This window comes from Amycolatopsis sp. M39, from assembly GCF_001651785.1.
Taxonomy (GTDB): Bacteria; Actinomycetota; Actinomycetes; order Mycobacteriales; family Pseudonocardiaceae; genus Amycolatopsis; species Amycolatopsis rubida.
Genome location: NZ_LWSF01000004.1, coordinates 63453 through 83441, shown reverse-complemented (window position 1 = coordinate 83441; position 19989 = coordinate 63453). Strand labels below are relative to the sequence as shown.

The following is a 19989-nucleotide window of genomic DNA, read 5'->3' as shown; positions in this document are numbered from 1 at the left end:
GTTCTCATGCCCCACGTCCAGGTCGACTGGTTCCCCGGTCGCACCACCGAGCAGAAACGCGAGCTGGCCGAGGTGCTGACCCGCGAGATCTGCCGGATCGGCGACTGCGCGCCGGAATCGGTCGGCATCGTGTTCACCGACGTCGACACCGCGAACTGGGCGCGGGCGGGCAAGCTTTTCTCGGACAGCTGATGGCCGCCCTGCGCTCCCACGTCCTGCTCGACGCGCCCGCCGACGCGGTATGGCGGGTGATCGGCGACCCCGCGGCGGTCGCCGACTGGTTCCCGTCGATGAAGTCCTCCACCGGCGACACGCGGCACCGCACCGTGGTCCTGGGGGACGGCTCGGTCCTGGAAGAAGCCGTCGTCACGCACGACCCGGCCCGGCGACGGCTGCAGTACCGGGTGACCGGCGGGGACCTCCCCGTCGCCGGCCACCTCGGCACCGTAGACGTGCTGGAGATCGACGCGGGCCGGTCGATCGTCGTATACAGCACGGAAATCTCGCCGGACTCGCTCGCCGGCGCCTTCGACGCCGCCATCAGCGAGGCCGTCGCAGCCCTGCCCGCTCACCTGTCCTGAAGTCCGCGAGCCGGTAGCCGGAGCCCTGGGAGACTAGGCGGCCGCCGGTGGGCGGGGTGAAGTGCGTGCCCAGCACGAGCGTGCCCGAATCAGCGAGTCCGGCGAGGAGACGGCGGCGGGTCTTCTCGGCTTCGGCCGGGTCGATGTCCACCGACGCGCCGATCTCCGGGTGCGCGAGCTGCACGGGATGGTGCACCGCGTCCCCGGTGATCAGCGCGGTCTCGCCGCGGCTGGACACTTCGACCGAGACGTGCCCCGGGGTGTGGCCGGGCGTCGGCAGCAATCGCACGCCGGGCACGATTTCCGCCCCGTCCGCGGGGACGTCGACCAGGTCCAGCAGGCCCGCGCGTTCCACCGGCAGCACGGAATCCTCGAACATCTGCCGTCGCGGGCCGTCCATGTCGTAGCCCGCCCAGAACTCGCGCTCGGCGCGGGCGGTGACGTGCCGGGCGGAGGCGAACGTCGGCACCCACACGCCGTCCTGCTCCCGGGTGTTCCAGCCGACGTGGTCGGCGTGCAGGTGGGTGAGCAGCACCAGGTCCACCTCGTCCGGCGCGAACCCGGCGGCGGCCAGCGCGTCCAGATATCCCGTGTCCAGGTCATGCCACGCCGGGTTGGCGCGGGTCTTCCCGTTGCCGATCCCGGTGTCGACAAGGATCTTCGTCCCCTCCTTCTCGAACGCGAAACTGTGGCTGTGCAGCCGAATTTCGCCTGTCGCGCCGGGAAGCAGCCACGATCCGGTGGCGGCGGGCAGCTCGATCTCGTCGATGCGGTGCACGTCGACTTCGCCGATGGTCCAGGTCACAGGCCCTCCTTAACGCAACATGTTTGCTTTAAGCGACAGTAGCCGCTACCGTCGCTTAAAGCAAACGCCTAGCTTTTAGGAGCCCTGATGTCCGAGTTGACCCCCGGCGAGGCGGCGAGCCTGGCCGCCCGAGCCGGATTGCCGCTGGATGCCGCCAGGCATCCCGACGTGGCCGCCGTCGCCAACCACATCCACTCCGTGGTCACCGTCCTGCGCGACCTGGATTTCGGCGACACCCCACCGGCCTCCCTCTACCGCGCGGAGGAGGGCGGTTGTCATGTCGCTGGCTGACCTCACTCTCGCCGAAGCCTCCGCCGCGATCCGGGAGCAGCAGGTGTCGCCGACAGAGCTGGTCGAAGACGTCCTGGCGCGCATCGACGAGGCAGAACCCCGGCTGCACGCGTACGTCACGGTGGAGGCCGATCGTGCCCGTGCGGAAGCCGCGGCGCTGGGCCGGGTCCGTAGCCCGCTGCACGGCATTCCCATGGGTTTGAAGGACCTGATCGACGTCGCCGGAACCGCGACCACCGCCAGCTCCCAGGTCCGCGCCGGACATCGCGCCGAGCGGGACAGCGCCGTCGCCGCTCAGCTCAAGGCGGCCGGAGCGGTCCTCCTCGGCAAAACCCACACGCACGAATTCGCTTACGGCCTCACGACTCCGCAGACGCACAACGCCCGCAACCCGTCCCGCGTCGCCGGAGGATCCAGCGGAGGTTCGGCAGTGGCAGTCGCCGCCGGCGCGGCGACGTTCGCCCTCGGTACCGACACCGGCGGCTCGATCCGGGTCCCGGCCGCGCTGAACGGAGTCGTCGGCCTCAAACCGACTTACGGCCTCATCCCGCGCAACGGCGTGACCTCGCTGTCCTGGTCGCTGGACCACGTCGGACCGATCACCCGCACCGTCGAGGACGCCGCGCTCGTCCTGTCCGTCCTCAGCGGACAGTCATTCCCCGTCGGCGGGGACCTGACCGGCCTCCGCGTCGGAGTCCCGGGCAACTACTACTTCGACCACGTCGACCCGACGGTGGAAGCCTCCGTCCGCGAAGCCGTCGACCACCTCGCCGACCTGGGCGCCGAGCTGGTCGACGTCGAAATCCCGCTGGCCCGCTACCTCCCGGCGACGCACTGGGGCTTGATGGTCCCCGAGGCCACGGCGTATCACGAGCGAAGCCTGCGAACCGTGCCCGATCAGTACGCCGCCGACGTCCGCGTCCTGCTCGAAGCCGGCGAGCTGATGAGCGCGGGGGATTACCTTCGCGCCCAACGCGCCCGCACCCTCATGCGCCAGGAGTGGACGCGCCTGTTCGACAAGATCGACGTCCTCGCCGCGCCGACCGTCCCGATGACCGCCGTCCCGGCCGGACAGGAGACGGTCACCTGGTCCGACGGGAGCGTCGAAGCGGTCTCGGACGCGTACGTACGGCTCTCGGCCCCCGCGAACGTCACCGGAGTACCCGCCTTGACGCTCCCGATCGGCGACGATCTCGACGGAATGCCGATCGGCCTGCAACTGCTCGCCCGGCCGCACGGCGAGCCGGTGCTGCTGCGGACCGGACACGCACTGGAACGGACGCGGCTTAAAGTGGCACGGTGAGCCAGAAGCGGATGGTGCGCCCGGGCGGGCGCAGTGCGCGAGTCCAGGAATCGGTGCACGCCGCCGTCCGCGACCTGATCGCCGAATCGGGCCGGGACGCGCTGACCGTGCCGCAGGTCGCCGCCCGCGCGGGCGTCACGCCGTCGACGGTCTACCGGCGCTGGGGCGATCTGCAAGAACTCCTGTCGGACGTCGCGGTCGAGCGGCTGCGCCCGGAAACGCCGCCGGAGGACCGCGGTTCGCTGGCCGCGGACCTGGCGGCGTGGACCGAACTGTTCCTGGACGAAATGTCCTCGCCGGCGGGCCGGGCCTACCTCCGCGACGCGCTGCTCGGCGATCCGGACGGGAGCAACGCCGGCCAGTGCTCGGCGTACGCCGCCGACCAGGTGGAAGTCGTGCTGGCCAGGGCGGTCGCCCGGGGCGAGGCCGCGCCGGCGGCGGAGACGGTGATGGACCGGGTGGTGGCCCCGATCATGTACCGGATCCTGTTCCGTCCCGACGGCCTCGACGCCGCGTATGCCCGCCGGTTGGCGGCGGAGGTGCTGGCTTAGAACCAGTGCACGCAGTGCGGCGCGCGATCCGGCCGGAACAACGCGTCCGCCAGCCCCGCCGCTTCTCCGGTGTGCGCCTGGACATGTCCGGCCCGGACCAGCACGCTCGGCAACGTCCCGCCGAGATAGATCGAGCCCAGATCGCTCACGTCCAGCGACAGGTCCGGCGCGCGATCCGTCCGCACGCACTCCGCCTTCCCGTCCCGCACTGTCAGCCGGTACCGGCCGTCCTCCGCCAGGAACGGGTCCGTCACGTCGAGGACCAGCGAACCGTCCGTGAACCAGCCTCGGCTGGTCAGGGCGCGCGGGATGTCCAGCAGCCGCACCCAGAGCCAGTCCGTCGTGGTGGGCTCGGCCGCGCGCAGGTCCGCCAGCTGCCAGCGCAGCGGGTTCCCCGGCGGGAGGTGCCTGAAGTCGATCTTCTTCACCAGATCGTGTCCCAGCAGGTACTGGGTGAGCGAGGTGAAAGCGGCGTCGTCGACGGCGATGACCTCGTCGACGGTCAGGACGGCGTCGTTGACCAGGTAGCTCGCGTACCCGTCCGCGGTGCCGTCCGCGTCCCGGTGCACGACGAGGTACCGCGGTTCCGGCCCGGTCGGCGGGTGTCCCGCGCCCAGCGCCCACCAGCGGTGCGGCCGCGACAACGCGCCGGGCTGGACGCGGCGGTAGCGGTCGTAGATCTCTTCCAGCAGCTCACCGCAGTCGACGCGCCGGTGCAGCTCGACGGAACCGGTCGCGACCGCCGTACCTCCGCGCGGGGCACCGAACGCGGAGCGGTGCCGTTCGACGGTCATCTGCTCCGTGCAGGTCGCCGGTCCGTAGCCGAATCGCCGGTAGATCACCGCTTCGGAGCAGAGCAGGACGGACAGGAACTCCCCGCGGGCGCGGACGTCGGCGAGGTGTTCCCGCATCATCGCGCGGAGCACGCCTTGGCGCCGGTGCGTCGGCAGCACACCGACGGCCGTGACCCCGGCGGCGGAGGCGAGCACCTCGCCCGGAAGCGTGAGTTCGAAGGAGTACGCGCCGGCGGTGCCGACCGGTTTCCCGTCCGGCGCGTGGGCGATCAAGCTCCGTTCGCTCTCGAAGGCCCCGAGGACTCCGCTGCCCGCCGAATCGGGCCAGTACCGGCCGAACGCGGCTTGGACGGTGCTGAAGAAGAGTTCGTAGTCGTTGTTGTGCCGGATTTCCATGGCAGGAGGCCCCCAGGAGCTGACGGTGTCTCCCCGTATCCCAGTCGTGCTCCCGGGGGCAGGCAAGCGATTTACGCCTGAAGGGCTCCCGGCTGGACGCGCGTCTGGAATTTCCGCAGCAACGCGGCCGCGACGCTCACCGCGATCACCGCCGGTTCCTTCCCGTCCAGGTCGGGAAGGCCGATCGGGGTGGTGATCCGGGACAGCGCCGCCTCGTCGTGCCCGAGACCGGTCAGCCGCTTCCGGAACCGCGACCATTTCCCGGCGGATCCGATCAGCCCGATCGACCCGCACCTGCCGCTGCGCAGCGCCGCGTCGCACAGCGCGATGTCCTCGGCGTGGTCGTGCGTCATGATCAGCACGTGCGTGCCCGCGGGCAGCTCCGACAGCACCGTCTCCGGCAGCAGCGGGACCTGGTGGACGTGCACGCTGGCCACGGCGTCGTCGAGCACAGCCAGCCGTTCCGCGGTCAGCTGCGCCGGGCGGCTGTCGATCAGGTGCAGCGAAACCTCGTGCCGGGCGAGCACCCGCGCCAGCTCAAGGCCGACGTGCCCGATCCCGAAGACCGCCACCGCCGGACGCACCGGAAGCGGCTCGAACAACAGCGTCATCGTTCCTCCGCAGCATTGCACGCCGTGCTGGTAGGGAGCCTTGTCGGACAACGAAAGCGTTTGCAGCACCGGTGCGGTCGCATTGTCCCGCAACAACTCCTGGGCCCGCTCGACCGCGACCGCCTCGGCGTTGCCACCGCCGATCGTGCCGTGGCATTCCGAAGCGCCGACCACCATTTTCGCGCCGCCTTCGCGCGGGGTGTGCCCGCGCGAGGACGTCACGGTGACAAGCACGCCCGGCAGCCCCGCGTCCCGCAAGCGCTGGACCGCGCTGAGCCAGTTCATGGCTGGCCCACCAGATCCGGCACCTGCGCCTCGACCGCCGGAGCTGCGGTGACGGCGCGGTCGATCGCCCAGAACACGGCCTCCGGCGTCGCCGGGGAAGCGAGGTCGACGCTGTGCCCGGGCTCGCCGAACGCGGCGACCGCCTGCCGCAACGCTTCCCGCACCGCGAAGGCCAGCATCAACGGCGGTTCGCCGACCGCCTTCGAGCCGTAGACCGCGCCGTCTTCCGCGGCGTTGGCGAGCAGCGTGACGTTGAAGACCTCCGGCATCTCCGACAGGCTCGGCAGCTTGTACGTGCTCGCCGCCTGGGTGGCGAGCCGCCCTCGGGAGGGCCGGTCGGACTCGTCCCAGCGCAGGTCTTCCAGGGTCAGCCAGCCCATGCCCTGCACGAACCCGCCCTCGATCTGGCCGATGTCGATCAGCGGGGACAGGCTGTCGCCGACGTCGTGCACGATGTCGACCCGCCGCGTGCGGTACGCGCCGGTGAAGTCGTCCACCTCGACCTCGGCCAGCGCCGCGCCATAGGCGAAGTACTTGAACGGGGTGCCGCTCATCCTCGCGGAATCCCAGCTCAGACCCTCGGTCCGGTAGTACCCGGCCGCCGACAGGTGCACCCGGTCGAAGTAAGCCGCGTGCACGAGTTCGTCCCAGCCGATCTCCTCGCCGGACGGGGTGCGCGCGGCCCCGCGGACGATCCGGACGTCGTTTTCCGGCACGCCGAGCTTGCCCGCCGCGACGGTGAGCAGCCGATCGCGGATCTGCTCGCAGGCGTTCTTGACCGCGCCGCCGTTGAGGTCCGCGCCGGAACTCGCCGCGGTGGCCGAGGTGTTCGGCACCTTGTCGGTCCGGGTCGGGGCCAGCCGCACCTTCTCCGGCGGCACGCCCAGCGCGGTCGCGGCCACCTGCAGCATCTTCGTGTGCAGGCCCTGGCCCATTTCGGTGCCGCCGTGGTTGATCAGCACCGAGCCGTCCTTGTAGACGTGCACCAGTGCGCCGGCCTGGTTGAACGCGGTGAGGTTGAACGAGATCCCGAACTTCACCGGCGTGATCGCGAGGCCGCGCTTGGAATGCGCGTGCTTCGCGTTGTACGCCGCGATCTCGGCCTGCCGCTTCTCGGCGTCGCCCAAATCCAGCAGTTGCCGCCAGATCCGGTGGATGCGTTCCGGGTGCCGCACCGGCATCCCGTAGGGCGTGTCCTGGCCTTCGGAGTAGAAGTTGCGCCGCCGCAGTTCGGTCGGGTCGATGCCGAGCAGCGGTGCGCAGCGGCCGAGGATGTCCTCGATCACCAGCATGCCCTGCGGCCCGCCGAAGCCGCGGAACGCGGTCTGCGACGTCTTGTTGGTCTTCGCGATCCGCCCCAGTGCACGGACGTGCGGGATCCAGTACGCGTTGTCGACGTGGCACAGCGCGCGGGCGAGCACCGGCTCGGACAGGTCGAGGCTCCAGCCGCCGTCCGCGGTCAGCACGACGTCCAGCGCCTGAAGCTTGCCCTCGGCGTCGAAGCCGACGCTCCATTCGGCGTGGAAACCGTGCCGTTTGCCGGTCATCGTCATGTCCTGGGTGCGGGTCAGCCGCAGCCGCACCGGACGTCCGGTGAGTGTCGCGCCGAGCGCGGCGACCGCGGCGAACCCGTGCGGCTGCCATTCCTTGCCGCCGAACCCGCCGCCCATCCGCAGGCTCTGCACGGTGACCTCGTGGCTGTGCTTGCCCAGCACGTGCGCCACGATGTCCTGCGTTTCCGACGGATGCTGCGTGCTGCTCTGCACGAAAATCTGGTCGGACTCGTCCACGTGCGCCAGCGCGCACTGGGTTTCCAGGTAGAAGTGCTCCTGGCCGGCGAAGTCGAACTCGCCGCGGAAAACGTGCGCCGAACCGGCCATCGCCGGGTCGACGTCGCCGCGCGCCACCACTCGCGGCTCACCCTGGAAACTGCCCGCGGCGATCGCGTCGCCGACGGTCACCAGCGACGGCAGCGCTTCGGTGTCCACCTCGACGGCCGCCGCGCCCAGCCGCGCCGCTTCCAGCGTCTCGCCGAGCACCCAGCACACCGCGTGGCCGAAGAACATCACCTCGGACGGGAACAGCGGTTCGTCGTGGTGCACCCCGGAATCGTTGACGCCAGGGACATCCGCCGCAGTGAGGACGCGAACCACGCCGGGTACGGCTTCCGCCGCTTCGGTGCGGATCGCGAGCACTTTCGCGTGTGCCTCAGCCACCTGCACGGGGTAGGCGTGCAGGACGTCTTTCGTGCGGGCGACGAGGTCGTCGGTGTACAGCGCGGTGCCCCGGACGTGCGCGGCAGCGGCCTCGTGCGGCCGGGCGATCCCGATGGACGGGCTTTCCGGGCGTTCGGAAAGTGCGCTCATGCCGTCGCCTCCTTGCCGAGTTTCACGCTGGTCGCTGGGGAGGCGACGGCATGAACAGTGATGATTCGCTGGCGAGCTGCGCTCATGCTCGTGCTCCCTCAAGAGAGTCGGCGTGCAGTTTCAGCAGGCTGCGGCCCAGCGTCGCGGTGCGGTACGCGGCGCTCGCGCGGTGGTCGTCCATCGGCGTGCCCTCGCCGCGCAGGATTTCCGCCGCGGCGCGGACGGTTTCCTCGTTCCAGGACTGTCCGACGAGCGCGGCTTCGGTGTCTTTGGCGCGAATCGGCGTGGCGGCGACCCCGCCGAGGCCGNGAGGCCGATCTGCGCGGTGCGCACGAGACCGTCTTCGATGTCGAGCGCGAATGCGACGGCGACGCTGGAGATATCGTCGAACCGTCGCTTGGCGACCTTGTGGAACGCGGTGGTTCCGGCCAGCGGCAAGGGAATCCGCACCGAACGGATCAGTTCGTCGTCGCGCCGGACGCTCTGCCGGTATCCGGTGAAGTACTCGTCGAGCGGCACCTCGCGCTCTCCGTCCATGGCGGACAAGACAACCCTTGCGCCGAGCGCGAGCAGCACCGGCGCGGAATCGCCGATCGGCGAACCGGTGCCGAGGTTTCCGCCGAGGGTCGCGGCATTCCGGATCAGCCGGGACGCGAACTGCGGGATCAGCTGGCTCAGCAGCGGCACCCGGCCGTCGAGGCGGCGGTCCATTTCGGTGAGGCTCAGTCCCGCGCCGATTTCGATCGTGTCCGCGCCGATGTTCAGCACTTGCAGCTCCGGCACGCGGTCGATGGCGACGACGCAGTCCGCCCGGACGCCGCGGATGTTCACCTCGACGCCCCAGTCCGTCGACCCGGCCACGAAGGTCGCGTTAGGACGGTCGTGGCGCAGGCGCAGCGCTTCGGTCCAGCTGGCCGGCCGGAGATAGTCCTGTCCAGCGCCGTGCAGCTGCGTCGCAACGGGTTCCGGTGCGCGGCACGTTCGGCGTCGCGCCAGCGGATCCTCGGCCGGGGGAGCGCCGAGCGCGTGCGCGGCGTCGCGGATCGGCCGGTATCCGGTGCAGCGGCAGAGGTTTCCGCTCAGCGCGTGGATGTCGAAGCCGTTCGGCGCGTGGTCGTCGCCGGTCGCGTCCCGGTCGCCGCGGTAGTACTCGGCGGCCATGCTGCAGACGAACCCGGGAGTGCAGTAACCGCACTGGGATCCGCCGCGCACGGCCATTTCGTGCTGCACCGGGTGCAAGTCCTCGGCGGACCCGAGACCCTCGGCCGTCCACACTTCCTGCCCGTCCAGCGAACCGACCGGGGCGAGGCACGCGTTGATCGCGACCAGGTCCGTCGGGGACTCGACGCCGGGCCGCGCGACCAGGATCGCGCACGCGCCGCATTCGCCTTCGGCGCAGCCCTCCTTGCAGCCGGTCAGGCCCTGTCCGCGGAGCCAGTCCAGTGCCGTGGTGTGCACGGGGACGGCGCCGATCGCGGTGCGTTTCCCGTTGACGGTCACCTCGGGGTCGACCATCGGAGTTCCTCTCGTCTTTTCTCGGCTGGGTCCACGGCCGCCGACGCGCCGTATCGACGCAGGTCAGGGGACTGTGGGGAAGTTCGCGGCAACGGGACTCGGGCCCGTGCGCGAGCGCGTACCGAACGGGGAGACCGCTCAGTGCCGCGTCGGCCAGCCGTGCGCGACGCGCCCCTTGTTCCAGGCGGACTGGCGCGTGCGCCGACGGAGGTCGGCGAGCTGTCCGGAAGTCAGAAGCACGCGCACCTCCTCAAGAGCGAGCGGAACGGACGGTGCGGGCGCACCGCCGTTGACGAAGCGTAACGCCGGTCTCAGCTCAGGACAAGGCCCGCCGTCCCCCTCACGTCACGCTTTCGCGTCAGCGGGCTTACGGATGCCGGCGATCGCCGCGCCGGATTCCCTGCCCAGCACAGTGAGCGTGCCGTGCACGAGCATCCCGGCGTGGTAAACCCAGAAGAACGGCGCGAACGACCTCGTCGCCGACAGCGTGAACACCTTGTCCAGCACCAGGACGATCAGGAACACCAGCGTCCCGAGCGCGAGCAAGCGAGTGTGCACAATGGACAGCTGGGTGTCGCCGGCGAAGTGCTCCGCCTTGGTCAGTTCGCGGTAGTACAGCCCGCCGAGCAGGCCGAGGATCGGGTAGATCGCGGCGGCCCAGCAGATCTTCTTCGTCATCGGTTCTCCTCGGCGCAGGCCCGGGCCGGCTGGTGGATCCGTCCGTCGACGACCTCGTGCACCGAGTCGACTCCTTCGAGGTGGGAGCGGTCGTGGGTGACCAGTACGGTTGCCGTCGCCTGCTGGTGCGTGATCGTAGTGAGCAGATCGACCACTGCCGCTCCGCGGTCCTGGTCCAGGGCGCTCGTCGGCTCGTCGACCAGCAGCACGGCGGGCTCGTTCATCAAGGCGCGCGCGATGGTCACCCGTTGCTGCTGTCCGCCGGAAAGCCGTCCCGGCCGGTGCGTCGCGCGATCGGCCAGCCCGACGGCGTCGAGCAGCTCCGCGGCTCGTTTCCTCGCCTCGCGGCGTGGGGTTCGGCTCAGGTGCGCCATGACTTCCAGTTGTTCGAGCGCGGTGAGCGACGCCAGCAGATTCGGTTGCTGGAACACGATCCCGATCTTGGTGCGCCGCAGTTCCGCCAGCGCGGCGCGGTCCAGGCCGGTGGTGTCGACGCCGCCGACGGCCACGCGTCCGCGATCGGGCCGGACGAGCGTCGCGGCGACGGCCAGCAGGCTCGATTTGCCGGATCCGGACGGTCCGGCCACCGCGGCGACGCTCCCGGCGGGCACGTGGAGATCGACCTGGTCGAGGGCGGTGAGGCGGGAATCGCCGTCGGGGTAGGTGAGGGTGATGCCGGACAGGTGCAGGCTCATCAGCGCGCTCCGGAGGTGAGGGCGGTCAGCGGGTCGACGGAGGTGATGCGGCGGACCGCGAGGGCGGCGCCGAGCACCCCGAGCACCACCAGCACCGCGGCCGGGCCGAGCAAGGTGCCCGCGCTGAGCACGAACGGCACCGTCCCCGACGCGACCGCTCCGAGCGCGGCGGCGAGTCCGGTCCCGAGCGCGGTCCCGCCGGCCAGCAGCACGACGACCTGGCCGAGCGCGTCCCGCAGCAGGTACTTCGTGGTCGCGCCGAGCGCTTTCAGCACCGCGATGTCGCGGCTGCGCTGGATCGTCCACACGGTGAAGAACGCGCCGATCACCAGCGCGGAGATCACGAACAGGAAGCCGCGCATGAGCTGGAGCGAGCCGTTTTCCGCCGAGTAGGAACCGATCGCGGACAACGCGTCGTCCTTCGTGACGGTACGGGTGCCGAGGCGTGCGTCCGCGGCGGCGATGTCGGTGGACGGGTCAGCGGTCACCGCGAGCACTGTCGCGTTTGGACCGGCGAGGTGCGTCCACACCACCGGGAGATGGCTGTAGGACTCGTCCCCGGAAATGGCGGAAACGGTGACTTTCTGGCCTTGCAAGGTGAGCTGGTCGCCTTCGCGGGCCGTCAACGCGTCGGCCGCATCTGTGGACAGCACCACGGTGCCCGGGCGCTGGTTTCGGACTCCGAACGCCGCCAATGTCGCGGTGTGCTCGCCGGCCGCCGCGCTGGCCGTGCTGACCGCGATCGGTTCCGCGCTGGTCACTCCCGGAACCCGGGCGTACTGCTCGGCCTGCTCACGGGTCACTGTGGACTGTCCAAACGAGAGCGATCCGCTGCCGGGTTCGGCGAAGACCAGGTGGTCGGCCTTCAACCCGGTGATCGCGGACGTGCTCTGCGCGGCCAGCCCCGCGCTCAGCCCGGACAACAGCCCGACCAGCAGTGTCATCAGCACGACGACGGTCCCCATCAGCGCGAACCGCCCCTTGGCGAAGCGCAGATCCCGCCACGCGACGAACATGTGCGTCCCTTCCTTCTCGGTGTGCTTCCCAGCCTCGTCCGGCCGGGGCGCGGGAACATCGCGCCGCGGACGGTCTCCCGGGAATCGATGGGTGACACGCCGCTCAACCTTTCGATTGATGCGAAATCCGCCCGGGACACGGACAATCGACGGGGGAGGTAGCCGCTTTCGTGAACCCGCACACCCTCGACCGGCCGTTGCGCGTCCTGCGCGTCTGCCTGCACCTCCTGCTGGCCGGACTGCTGGTGCTCGCCGTCGCGCGCGCGTTCGCCGACGGAGTGCCGCACGCGCCCGCGGTGCTGGCGGGCGCGCTGGTGATGGGCGGCGTCTACACCGCGGGCCCGCTGCTGCCTCGCGTCGGCCGGCTGGCGGGCGCGACGGCCGGATGGCTGGCCGTACTGGGCGTCGCGTGGCTCGTGCTGCTGTGGCTCACGCCCGACGGGGTGTGGCTGGCTTTCCCGTTGTACTTCCTGCACATGCACCTGCTGCCGACGCGCTGGGGTCCGGCAGTCGTCGCGCTGACCGCGGTCCTGGCGATCGCCGGTTTCACGCGCCACCAAGGCGGATTCAGCGTTGGCGTGATCATCGGCCCGGCGCTCGGGGCCGCGGTCGCGATCGCCACCGTGCTCGGCTACCAGGTGCTCTACCGCGAAAGCGAGCAACGACGGCAGCTCATCGAGGAGCTGCGCGAGACCCGCGACGACCTCGCCGCGATGGAACACTCCGCCGGCGTCCTGGCCGAACGGGAACGCCTCGCGCGGGAAATCCACGACACCCTCGCACAGGGCCTGTCGAGCATCCACCTGCTGCTCCGCGCCGCCGAACGCGCGCTGCCGGACCGTCCCGACGCCGCGGTCCCGCACGTCACGCAGGCCCGGCAAGCCGCGCAAGACAACCTCACCGAAGCCCGCCGTCTCGTCTACGCACTGGCCCCGGTGGAACTGGAAGGAGCTTCCTTGCCCGCGGCGTTGGAACGTCTGTGCGCGACCACGCAGCAGCGTTCCGGTCTGACTGTCCACTTTCACCTCAGCGGCGCCCCGTTCGACGTGCCGACCGCGTACGAGGTCGCCTTGCTGCGGATCGCCCAGTCTGCGCTGGCCAACACCGTCCGGCACGCCGCAGCCGGCCGGGCCGAGCTGACCTTGAGTTACATGGACACGAGCATCACCCTGGACGCCGTGGACGACGGCATCGGCTTCGAACCGCGGGAAGTACGCGGCGGCAGCGGCTTCGGCCTGCCCGCGATGCGCGCCCGCGCCCGCTCCCTCGGCGGCTCGTGGACCGTGGAATCGTCGCCCGGCAACGGCGCCGCGCTGGCCGTGAGCTTCCCGGTGGACCCGCGATGATCCGCCTCCTGCTCGCCGACGACCACCCCGTCGTCCGCGCCGGATTGCGCGCCGTCCTGGAAACCGAACCGGACCTGGAAGTCGTCGCCGAAGCGTCCTCCGCGGAGGAGGCCGTGCGGCTGGCGGCCGGCGTGGACGTCGTGCTGATGGACCTCCAGTTCGGCTCCGGAACGCACGGCTCGGAAGCAACCGCGGAGATCACCGCGGCGACCGGCGCGCCGAAAGTCCTGGTCCTGACGACATACGACACCGACGGCGACATCCTGGCCGCGATCGAAGCAGGCGCGACCGGGTATCTCCTGAAGGACGCCCCACCGGAAGACCTCGCCGCCGCGGTGCGCAACGCCGCCACCGGGCAGACCGTCCTGGCCCCCGCGGTCGCGCACCGGCTGATGAACCGCATGCGCGCCCCGGCGGCCGCGTTGTCGCCCCGGGAGATCGAGGTGCTGGGGCTGGTCGCGGACGGGTTGTCGAACCTGGAGATCAGCAAACGGCTGTTTTTGAGCGAGGCGACGGTGAAATCGCATTTGGTGCACATTTACCCGAAGCTCGGAGTGGATTCCCGGACCGCGGCGGTGGCGGCGGGGAAGGCACAGGGGCTGATCCGCCGCTGACGCGTTCCGCTTCGCAGACGGGCGACGGACCTGGCCCGCCCGCCTCGGACCGGACGACAATGACTCCCGTCGAATCGAGGGAGGCGTTGTGAAAGAGCACTGGAAAGACGAACCGGACGAGCACGATTATCCGGCAGCATTCGACTATCTCACCCTGGTCGCGCCCGAGGACACCGCGGCCGGTCTGGTCGATCAGCTGAAAGACGCGAAACTGACGCACCGCAAAGCGAAGGACATCCTCCGGGCCAGCAGGCTGAAGCTGCTCCCCGAGGACAACGCGCACGTCGCGAAGGACCTGGAGAAGGTCAAGGGCGGCAAGGCGCTCTCGCCGGTCCTGCTCGTGCGCGGGCACGGCCATCCCGGATTCGAGACGGTCGACGACCTGGTCATCGCGGACGGTTACCACCGCGTGTGCGCTTCGTATTATCTCGACGAAAATGCCGACATTCCGTGCAAATTGATGTGACCCCGCCTGGATTTCGAAATGATCGCCAAGCCCGGCCGCTCGTAACGCCTGCTCGCGGTTGTCGATCTTTCGCTGCGAGATCGACATCGAGAGCCACCCGGACCTGATGGACCCGGATTGGCAGCGGTACGCCGAAAAAGAAGCTTGGACCGGTCTGCGGCGCCGGGCGCGTCGGCGCAGGGTGGCGGCCGTCGGGGCGGCGGGTTTCTGCCGGTGGAAGCAGGGGACCGCGGGGAGCAGTCCGCCGTGCGCACGCCCGCCACCGCACTCGCGCCGACCAGCCTCCCCGGCTACGGGCGCGTCGACCTGGCCCGGCCGTTTCTCGACACCCCGGCGCAGAACTGGTCCGAGGGCATCGCCGGGCTGAAGATCCCCGTTCAGCCGAAGGTCGAGCGGCATCACGCCGGTGCGTATTCCAGCCTCTTCGCTCCGGACGCCCGGGCGGATCTCCAGGACTGCGTCGTCCGCCTGGCCTGCCGTGCAGCCGAAGAGGACCGTGGGGTGTACCCGCCCGTCTCGTACCTGGTGGCCTGCGCCTTCGATCCCGGCAGCCGGGTCCTGGGGCCGTTCGTGCGGAGCGACACCGACTGCATCGTGCCCGGCGGCCTGTGAACGGGCACGACCAGCGGGTACTTCACCGGCGTCGCGTCGATGCTGCCCAGAAGCGCCTGCTCGCCCCCGCGTTCGCCGACCCGGATTTCGCCGGGCCCTCGCTGGCTCCCGAACCGGAGCGGTTCGATCCGGAAAAACCCGCTCCGGTGAAGGGAAACCGCACGGAGTGACGGGGTCCGGCGCCGATGGGGGATTCTCCTGAAACCCGCCCGGACGCGGCCGGTACCATCACTCCCGATGATCACGAATGCGTCTCGGCGGGCCGGGTCCGGCGCTGTCGCCCCGTGGCGGGTCGACGAGGTCGGACGGAAGGTGCGGCTGCGCGAGGTCCGCCCCGGCGACCAGCGCACCCTCGCCGGATTCGACCGGGACTCCGTCCGGGCGCGCGACCCGCAGGTCGGCGGCTACCGACACTGGGCGACGCACCGCGGGCACTCCTCCCCGGACGGCTTCCACTTCGCGATCGAAACCCTGCACAACCGGACGCTGGTCGGCTCCGTGTGGGTCGAAACGGATCCGTTCTCCGGCCGGTTCAGCTACGGCGTCGGGATCGGCCCGCAGCACCGCCGCTGCGGTTACGCCGCCGACGCGGTCGCGCTGCTGCTGGCGTTCATGTTCGAGCGGTGCCGGTACCGGGCGTGCGAGGTGAGCGTCAATGGCAGCAACTTCGCCTCGCTGTCGCTGCACGGCGAGCTGGGCTTTCGGGAAGAGGGCCGGCTCCGCGACGCCGAGTTGCTGCGCGGGGAGGTCAAGTACCCCGTTCTGATGAGCATCACCGCCGAACAGTTCGCTGAGCGTCACCTCGCGCTCGCGGCGCGCGGCGCGGGCCGGTCGTCGTCGCGCGGGCGGCACTGGCGGGTCCAGCGTCCCGGACGGCACCGCCGCATCGCTTACTCCGCTGGCGGTTAGCTCCTCTTTCTCCAAGACTCGGTCCGCCTGGTCTGGGACGCTCTCCGGGTGATCAAACGCATCATTGCCTACTCCGAAGGTTCCGACGACGTCGCGACCCGTGATTTCTATGTTCAGGTTCTGGGGTTCGAGGTTGCTATGGATTCTCCTGCTCTTGGCTTGCGTAGCAGGGACAATCCGGTTGCTCAGGTGCTTGTGCTTCCGCCTGGAAGCGGTGATCCCGTTCCTCGCTGGGGTATCGACCTCGGCGACCCGGAGGCGGTCGATGCGGCCCATGCGGAGGCGGTGCGGCGTGGGCTGCGGGTGGTTTATCCGTTGACCGACGAGTCGTGGGGCGTGCGGCGGTTTTTTGTGGAGGATCCGGGCGGGAATGTCGTCAATGTGCTCGCCCACCTGACGGGCGGTTCGCGCACCGAATAGAAGATCGCGTTCAACATCAGCTACGGATGAGTCCGGAAAGCATCCACGATCAGGTAACTGCCGTTCTTCATCGTGCCCGTAACGGTATGCACGCCCGGCCGCAGGCCCGAGATGGTCGCGACTGTCGACTGATACTCCCGGGCCGGCGTGACGAAACTGACCGTCCGATCGGGGGCGCTGTCCAAGGTCAGGTCGACGTCGCCCTCGTCGGTGTTGGTTTCGGAGATGATGTCGATCCCCGTTCCGGAGAACGTCAAACTCCACGAGTCCCCGGCATTCTGCGTCGCCCAGATGTCGTCGAGGTAGGAATTCGCGCCTCCGGCCGTTTTACCGCGCCAGATCCATCCCGTCGACGGGGCTCCGGCGGTGGTGTAGACGACGCCGGAGGTGTTGTTGAGCAATTCGGATCCGAGCGTCTTGCCAAGACGGACAGTGACGTCGGCCTGCCCGCGCCGCACGGTCAGCGTGATCGGCGCACCCGGGGCGAGTTTGTTGTAGCTGAGCCAGAAAGTGTTGCGATCGTCGGTCACTGAGGTGCCGTTGACGGCCGTGATGTCGTCACCGGTCCGCAGCCCGTGCTGAGCCGCATAGCTGCCTTCTGGCACCGAGGTCAGGTAAAGGCCGTAAGGCTTGGTCAAGCCGAGCGACGACTGGACGGCGAGCGACGGGATATTGGTCGCGGTGGCTCCCATCAGCATTTCAGGCTGGACGATCAGCCCGTTGGCTGGCCCGCCCGAGCCTGGGCCGTAAGCGAAGGCCGCCTTGGGCGGAAGCGGTCCGCCGGCGGCCCCGAAACCGGTCATCGGGAAGTTGGCGTATCCGAGGCTGACCGCGGGCGAGCCGGAGGCGACGGTGAAGTCGTAGCTCGCTGTCGGGTCGGCCGCGGTGAATTCCGGGTCCGCGACGAGCGAGTGCGGGTCCATTCCGGCGCGAACCCAGGCCGACTGGGGGTTGATCGTGGCGCCGTCCGCGGAAAGCGCCTCGTTGCCGCTGCCGTCGGGATTGACGTAAACCGGGTAATGGTCGTTCCAGAAGAGATTGCGGTCGACGCCGTACTGGGCCGTGGACGGGTTGTTCAGCACGTTGCTGTACGCCTGCGGCCCGAGGGTGATGTTGTGCTCGATGACGTCGCCGCAGCCGGAGTGGCTGACCTGTTCGTAGATCGAGCCGTCCACGAGCAGGTTGTTCCGCACCGTGCGCTCGTACCCGTCGCGCAGTTTGATGCCGCCCTTGAGGATGAGGTTGTCCAGCAACCGGAAGTCCGACGATCCGTCGTCGAGGTCGATGGCCCAGTCGCCGGCGTGCCAGAACCGGTTGTGCTGGACGGTGATGGGCCGGACGACGTCGCGCTTCATCAGGTGCCGGGCCTGGGCGTCGGTCAGCGCGGTGCCGGTGGAGCCTTCGAAGCTCGTGCCCGGCGCGAGAGTGTTGTTGCCGGAACTGGCCCAGAACCGGCCGCGTCCCCACACGTTGACCGAGCCGTTGTCGCCGGTTTCCTTGACGCAGTCGAAGAGGTCGTTGTTCTTGATGTCGTGCCCGCCCCAGGTGCCGTCCTCGATGTTGAGGCACGCGCGCGGGCTGTCGGAGATGGTGTTGCCGTCGACGGTGACATTCGCGCTCATGGAGATGTTGACCCCGGAGGACTGCTTCTCGAACCGGCCCATGCTCCGCATGCGGTTGTTCCGCACGACGATGTCGCGGGGATAGTCGTCGGTCTTCGGCCCGGGCGCGGTGTCGGAGACGGACACGGTGTCGTCATAGTTGCCGGAGTAGTCGCGTACCGCGCTCGGCGAGCCGACGATCTGGACGTCCGTGGCTCCGTCGGACTCGAACTTGTTGTCGCTGACCGTGTTGTGCTTGGTGTAGCCGTCCAGGAATACGCCGTTGCCGCCGAGCTGGTCGAAAAATGATCCGGTGACTGCGATGTCCGCGGCGTTCTTCAGATGCACCGCGCCCTTGCGGACCACTGCCCAGTCGCCCTTGGCGTCGGCTTCGAAGGTGCTGTCGAAAAGCGTGCGGTGAGTGGCGGCGAAGTGCAGTCCGCGCAACGTGATGTCGTGGACGGGGTTGGCCGGGGAGGTCCCGGCGAGGGTGATCAGCTGGTCCTGCTCAGCGGTTTCGACCGTCGCGGCGGAAAGATCGGTTCCCTCCGGCGGATAGTAGAGCAGCCGGCCGCTCGTCCGCTCGTAGAACCACTCGCCGGGGGCGTCGAGTTCCTCCTTGACGTTCTCGGCCATCGCCGGTCCGATCCGGCCGGGCCCGTTCCCCTTCGTCAGCCCGCAGTCCCGCGGCCGGTTGTTGTCGCCGACATAGTGCAGAGCGAGCCCGTCGCCGGTGCGGCCGCTGACGGTGAACGAGACCGAACCCCAGTCGCCGCAGTGCATCGCGCGCACCAGCGCGGTCGACGGGTTCGACCACTTCGCCGACTCCCGCCCCAGATCGGCCAGCGAGACCGACCCCTGCAGCCGGGCCGCGTCCGGATCGTAGTTCGGATAGCGGGCCAGGATCTGGCGCTGCCCGTTGACGAACAGGCCGTCGAAATCCAGCCCGGCCGGGACGGTCGCCGCCATGATCTTGCTGCCGGGAGCCGCGGGCTGCCAGGCCGGGCGCAACGGCCGGCCGCCGCTGATCGTCACGGCGGCGTCGGTCGCCTGCTGCCAGGTCACGGTGTGGCCGCCCCGGCCGGAGTCCTGCGGGCCGAACGCCAGGGGAGCGGAGAGGTAGTAGGAGCCGCCGGCGAGCTTGACCACGATGTCGCGGCGGGTGCCGGCCCCGGTGCGGAGAAGGTGCCGAACCCGTTGCTGCGCCTGGGAAAGCGAACACGGGCGCGGCCGGGTGCAGGGATTTCCGGGCGGCGCGTCAGCGCGCGGAGCGGCATACACCGTCACCGGCGGCGGCCCGCTCGCGGCGGCCGGCTGGCCGAGGGCGAGCGTTCCGGCCACCCCGGCGACGGCGGACAGGACGATGCTCAGAAGCCGGCGGTTGGCCATTCAGGTCCTCCTTGACCAGGCATCGGCAGATGTCCTGCGCGCCATGACATCCGATGTCTAGCAGACTATGCAGGAGGGTGCGTCGGCCGTCAAGGAGCCCTCCGGGTGGTGCCCGGAAGTGGGAAACTGGCTGATAATCACCGTTATCTGGGTGGATCAGCCCAGGCTGCACGCGGTTCGGCCGAGATCTCGGTTGGTGAACGGGCGGACTTTACATCTGATCTTTCGCCTGTCGGTGCCGCGGGTCGGAGCGGGACCTGACCAGGGTTGCCTGATGCCGCAGCCTCGGTTACGGTCAAAGTCCTCAGATGACATGAGGAGTCGAGATGAGCGATCCGGCACCGGCAGTGCGGGCAGGCGAGGCAGAGGCGGCGGTCCGGTCCGGCAGGCGAGACCCGCCCGCGTCGTGGGGGGCTGCCGCACTGCGGCTGGACGTGCTGAGCACCGCGCCTCCCCGCGGCGCCCGCCAGGTGCCCCCGGGCAGCGCCGAGCACGACCCCGGCAGACTGCGGAGCGGCCTGCGCGGGAGACCCGCGAGCAACGACCCGTGGCGTCGCCGGGTCCGAGGCGGCACTGCCGCGCAGTTCGCGGATCCGGGCCACGACGTGGCGGAGGCCGGTCCGGTCGGCTGTCGCGCGGAGTTCGTTGTCGCCTGCGCGGTTCCCGCCGAGCGGGAGCAGGGCCTGCTGCCGCTGGCCAGCATCGCTGGTCAGCCGTCAGCCGTCCCTCCGCGACTGGAGCGGGC

At 69.9% G+C, this 19989-nt stretch carries 22 protein-coding genes and 1 pseudogene; 13 read left to right on the top strand and 10 right to left on the bottom strand.

Annotated elements, in window-relative coordinates:
• Window positions 1-6: 6 nt before the first annotated feature.
• Both A4R44_RS10930 and A4R44_RS10925 read left to right on the top strand, forming a co-directional pair.
• Window positions 7-192 carry a tautomerase family protein gene (locus A4R44_RS10930; protein WP_067578937.1) on the top strand — a complete coding sequence of 62 codons (186 nt, stop codon included), beginning with the start codon at window positions 7-9 and terminating at the stop codon, window positions 190-192.
• Entirely contained in the window at window positions 192-581 is a 390-nt protein-coding gene (locus tag A4R44_RS10925; protein ID WP_067578935.1) for an SRPBCC family protein, read from the top strand. Before A4R44_RS10930 ends, A4R44_RS10925 begins: the two co-directional genes overlap by 1 nt.
• On the opposite strand, the gene A4R44_RS10920 is transcribed toward A4R44_RS10925, so the two are convergent.
• Window positions 541-1386, bottom strand: a complete 846-nt coding sequence (locus A4R44_RS10920) for an MBL fold metallo-hydrolase (RefSeq protein ID WP_067578933.1) — start codon at window positions 1384-1386, stop codon at window positions 541-543. The two genes, A4R44_RS10925 and A4R44_RS10920, sit on opposite strands and share 41 nt — an antisense overlap.
• Window positions 1387-1473: 87 nt before the next feature.
• On the opposite strand from A4R44_RS10920, the gene A4R44_RS10915 reads away from it, so the two are divergent.
• From A4R44_RS10915 to A4R44_RS10905, 3 genes are read left to right on the top strand one after another with little or no spacing between them, the layout of a single operon-like run.
• Window positions 1474-1677, top strand: coding sequence for a hypothetical protein (locus tag A4R44_RS10915; RefSeq protein WP_067578931.1), 204 nt, complete (start codon window positions 1474-1476; stop codon window positions 1675-1677).
• The gene (locus tag A4R44_RS10910) at window positions 1664-2980 is read left to right on the top strand and encodes an amidase (protein WP_067578929.1); all 1317 of its coding nucleotides are present in this window, start codon (window positions 1664-1666) and stop codon (window positions 2978-2980) included. The genes A4R44_RS10915 and A4R44_RS10910 overlap by 14 nt, the downstream gene beginning before the upstream one ends.
• On the top strand, window positions 2977-3531 hold the full coding sequence (locus tag A4R44_RS10905) for a TetR/AcrR family transcriptional regulator (protein ID WP_067578926.1): 555 nt from the start codon (window positions 2977-2979) through the stop codon (window positions 3529-3531). The genes A4R44_RS10910 and A4R44_RS10905 overlap by 4 nt, the downstream gene beginning before the upstream one ends.
• Here the strand turns inward: A4R44_RS10905 and A4R44_RS10900 are convergent.
• The 8 genes and pseudogenes from A4R44_RS10900 to A4R44_RS10870 all read right to left on the bottom strand — a co-directional run bounded on the left by A4R44_RS10900 (window position 3528) and on the right by A4R44_RS10870 (window position 11887).
• Complete coding sequence (locus A4R44_RS10900; protein WP_067578924.1) at window positions 3528-4721, bottom strand: GNAT family N-acetyltransferase; 1194 nt, start codon at window positions 4719-4721, stop codon at window positions 3528-3530. The genes A4R44_RS10905 and A4R44_RS10900 overlap by 4 nt on opposite strands.
• Window positions 4722-4792: 71 nt before the next feature.
• Window positions 4793-5617, bottom strand: coding sequence for a xanthine dehydrogenase accessory protein XdhC (gene xdhC / locus A4R44_RS10895; RefSeq protein ID WP_067578922.1), 825 nt, complete (start codon window positions 5615-5617; stop codon window positions 4793-4795).
• Window positions 5614-7983 carry a xanthine dehydrogenase molybdopterin binding subunit gene (xdhB, locus tag A4R44_RS10890; RefSeq protein WP_067578920.1) on the bottom strand — a complete coding sequence of 790 codons (2370 nt, stop codon included), beginning with the start codon at window positions 7981-7983 and terminating at the stop codon, window positions 5614-5616. Before xdhB ends, xdhC begins: the two co-directional genes overlap by 4 nt.
• An 82-nt stretch (window positions 7984-8065) precedes the next feature.
• Window positions 8066-8263 carry a hypothetical protein gene (locus tag A4R44_RS50175; RefSeq protein WP_232791597.1) on the bottom strand — a complete coding sequence of 66 codons (198 nt, stop codon included), beginning with the start codon at window positions 8261-8263 and terminating at the stop codon, window positions 8066-8068.
• Between the two features lie 215 nt (window positions 8264-8478).
• Window positions 8479-9498, bottom strand: a pseudogene (locus tag A4R44_RS10885) (FAD binding domain-containing protein); the annotation flags it as partial.
• Between the two features lie 345 nt (window positions 9499-9843).
• Complete coding sequence (locus A4R44_RS10880) at window positions 9844-10176, bottom strand: DUF2871 family protein (protein ID WP_093574257.1); 333 nt, start codon at window positions 10174-10176, stop codon at window positions 9844-9846.
• Window positions 10173-10871 (bottom strand): ABC transporter ATP-binding protein, encoded by a 699-nt coding sequence (locus tag A4R44_RS10875; RefSeq protein WP_067578918.1) that lies wholly within the window; start codon window positions 10869-10871, stop codon window positions 10173-10175. Before A4R44_RS10875 ends, A4R44_RS10880 begins: the two co-directional genes overlap by 4 nt.
• A complete protein-coding gene (locus A4R44_RS10870) occupies window positions 10871-11887 on the bottom strand; it encodes an ABC transporter permease (protein ID WP_067578916.1) in 1017 nt (338 codons plus the stop codon). Before A4R44_RS10870 ends, A4R44_RS10875 begins: the two co-directional genes overlap by 1 nt.
• A gap of 170 nt (window positions 11888-12057) precedes the next feature.
• Here A4R44_RS10870 and A4R44_RS10865 point away from each other — a divergent pair, with 170 nt between their 5' ends.
• The 7 genes from A4R44_RS10865 (at window position 12058) to A4R44_RS10840 (ending at window position 16254) form a co-directional block, all read left to right on the top strand.
• Window positions 12058-13233: a sensor histidine kinase gene (locus A4R44_RS10865; protein WP_067578913.1), complete on the top strand. Its 1176-nt coding sequence runs from the start codon at window positions 12058-12060 to the stop codon at window positions 13231-13233.
• Window positions 13230-13847 carry a response regulator transcription factor gene (locus A4R44_RS10860; protein WP_067578911.1) on the top strand — a complete coding sequence of 206 codons (618 nt, stop codon included), beginning with the start codon at window positions 13230-13232 and terminating at the stop codon, window positions 13845-13847. Before A4R44_RS10865 ends, A4R44_RS10860 begins: the two co-directional genes overlap by 4 nt.
• Before the next feature lie 88 nt (window positions 13848-13935).
• A complete protein-coding gene (locus tag A4R44_RS10855) occupies window positions 13936-14313 on the top strand; it encodes a hypothetical protein (protein WP_067578909.1) in 378 nt (125 codons plus the stop codon).
• A 246-nt stretch (window positions 14314-14559) separates the two neighbouring features.
• A complete protein-coding gene (locus A4R44_RS10850) occupies window positions 14560-14925 on the top strand; it encodes a hypothetical protein (RefSeq protein ID WP_067578907.1) in 366 nt (121 codons plus the stop codon).
• The gene (locus A4R44_RS47830) at window positions 14922-15095 is read left to right on the top strand and encodes a hypothetical protein (RefSeq protein WP_157904852.1); all 174 of its coding nucleotides are present in this window, start codon (window positions 14922-14924) and stop codon (window positions 15093-15095) included. Before A4R44_RS10850 ends, A4R44_RS47830 begins: the two co-directional genes overlap by 4 nt.
• A 142-nt stretch (window positions 15096-15237) precedes the next feature.
• Window positions 15238-15834 (top strand): GNAT family N-acetyltransferase, encoded by a 597-nt coding sequence (locus A4R44_RS10845; RefSeq protein ID WP_067580097.1) that lies wholly within the window; start codon window positions 15238-15240, stop codon window positions 15832-15834.
• Window positions 15835-15882: 48 nt separating this feature from the next.
• Window positions 15883-16254: a VOC family protein gene (locus A4R44_RS10840; protein WP_067578904.1), complete on the top strand. Its 372-nt coding sequence runs from the start codon at window positions 15883-15885 to the stop codon at window positions 16252-16254.
• Between the two features lie 20 nt (window positions 16255-16274).
• Here A4R44_RS10840 and A4R44_RS10835 read toward each other — a convergent pair whose 3' ends face one another.
• Window positions 16275-19244: a PDZ domain-containing protein gene (locus A4R44_RS10835; RefSeq protein WP_067578902.1), complete on the bottom strand. Its 2970-nt coding sequence runs from the start codon at window positions 19242-19244 to the stop codon at window positions 16275-16277.
• Between the two features lie 326 nt (window positions 19245-19570).
• Between A4R44_RS10835 and A4R44_RS48925 the strand changes: the two genes are divergently transcribed.
• Window positions 19571-19989 (top strand): hypothetical protein (locus tag A4R44_RS48925; protein ID WP_198545245.1); only part of this gene is annotated, 419 nt, incomplete at its 3' end.

Coding starts and splice junctions, on each gene's coding strand:
- A4R44_RS10880 (WP_093574257.1), bottom strand. CDS start 10,176: ATGACGAAGAAGATCTGCTGGGCCGCCGCGATCTACCCGATCCTCGGC.
- xdhC (WP_067578922.1), bottom strand. CDS start 5,617: ATGAACTGGCTCAGCGCGGTCCAGCGCTTGCGGGACGCGGGGCTGCCG.
- A4R44_RS10910 (WP_067578929.1), top strand. CDS start 1,664: ATGTCGCTGGCTGACCTCACTCTCGCCGAAGCCTCCGCCGCGATCCGG.
- A4R44_RS10925 (WP_067578935.1), top strand. CDS start 192: ATGGCCGCCCTGCGCTCCCACGTCCTGCTCGACGCGCCCGCCGACGCG.
- A4R44_RS10870 (WP_067578916.1), bottom strand. CDS start 11,887: ATGTTCGTCGCGTGGCGGGATCTGCGCTTCGCCAAGGGGCGGTTCGCG.
- A4R44_RS10900 (WP_067578924.1), bottom strand. CDS start 4,721: ATGGAAATCCGGCACAACAACGACTACGAACTCTTCTTCAGCACCGTC.
- A4R44_RS10860 (WP_067578911.1), top strand. CDS start 13,230: ATGATCCGCCTCCTGCTCGCCGACGACCACCCCGTCGTCCGCGCCGGA.
- A4R44_RS10915 (WP_067578931.1), top strand. CDS start 1,474: ATGTCCGAGTTGACCCCCGGCGAGGCGGCGAGCCTGGCCGCCCGAGCC.
- xdhB (WP_067578920.1), bottom strand. CDS start 7,983: ATGAGCGCACTTTCCGAACGCCCGGAAAGCCCGTCCATCGGGATCGCC.
- A4R44_RS10875 (WP_067578918.1), bottom strand. CDS start 10,871: ATGAGCCTGCACCTGTCCGGCATCACCCTCACCTACCCCGACGGCGAT.
- A4R44_RS10835 (WP_067578902.1), bottom strand. CDS start 19,244: ATGGCCAACCGCCGGCTTCTGAGCATCGTCCTGTCCGCCGTCGCCGGG.
- A4R44_RS10930 (WP_067578937.1), top strand. CDS start 7: ATGCCCCACGTCCAGGTCGACTGGTTCCCCGGTCGCACCACCGAGCAG.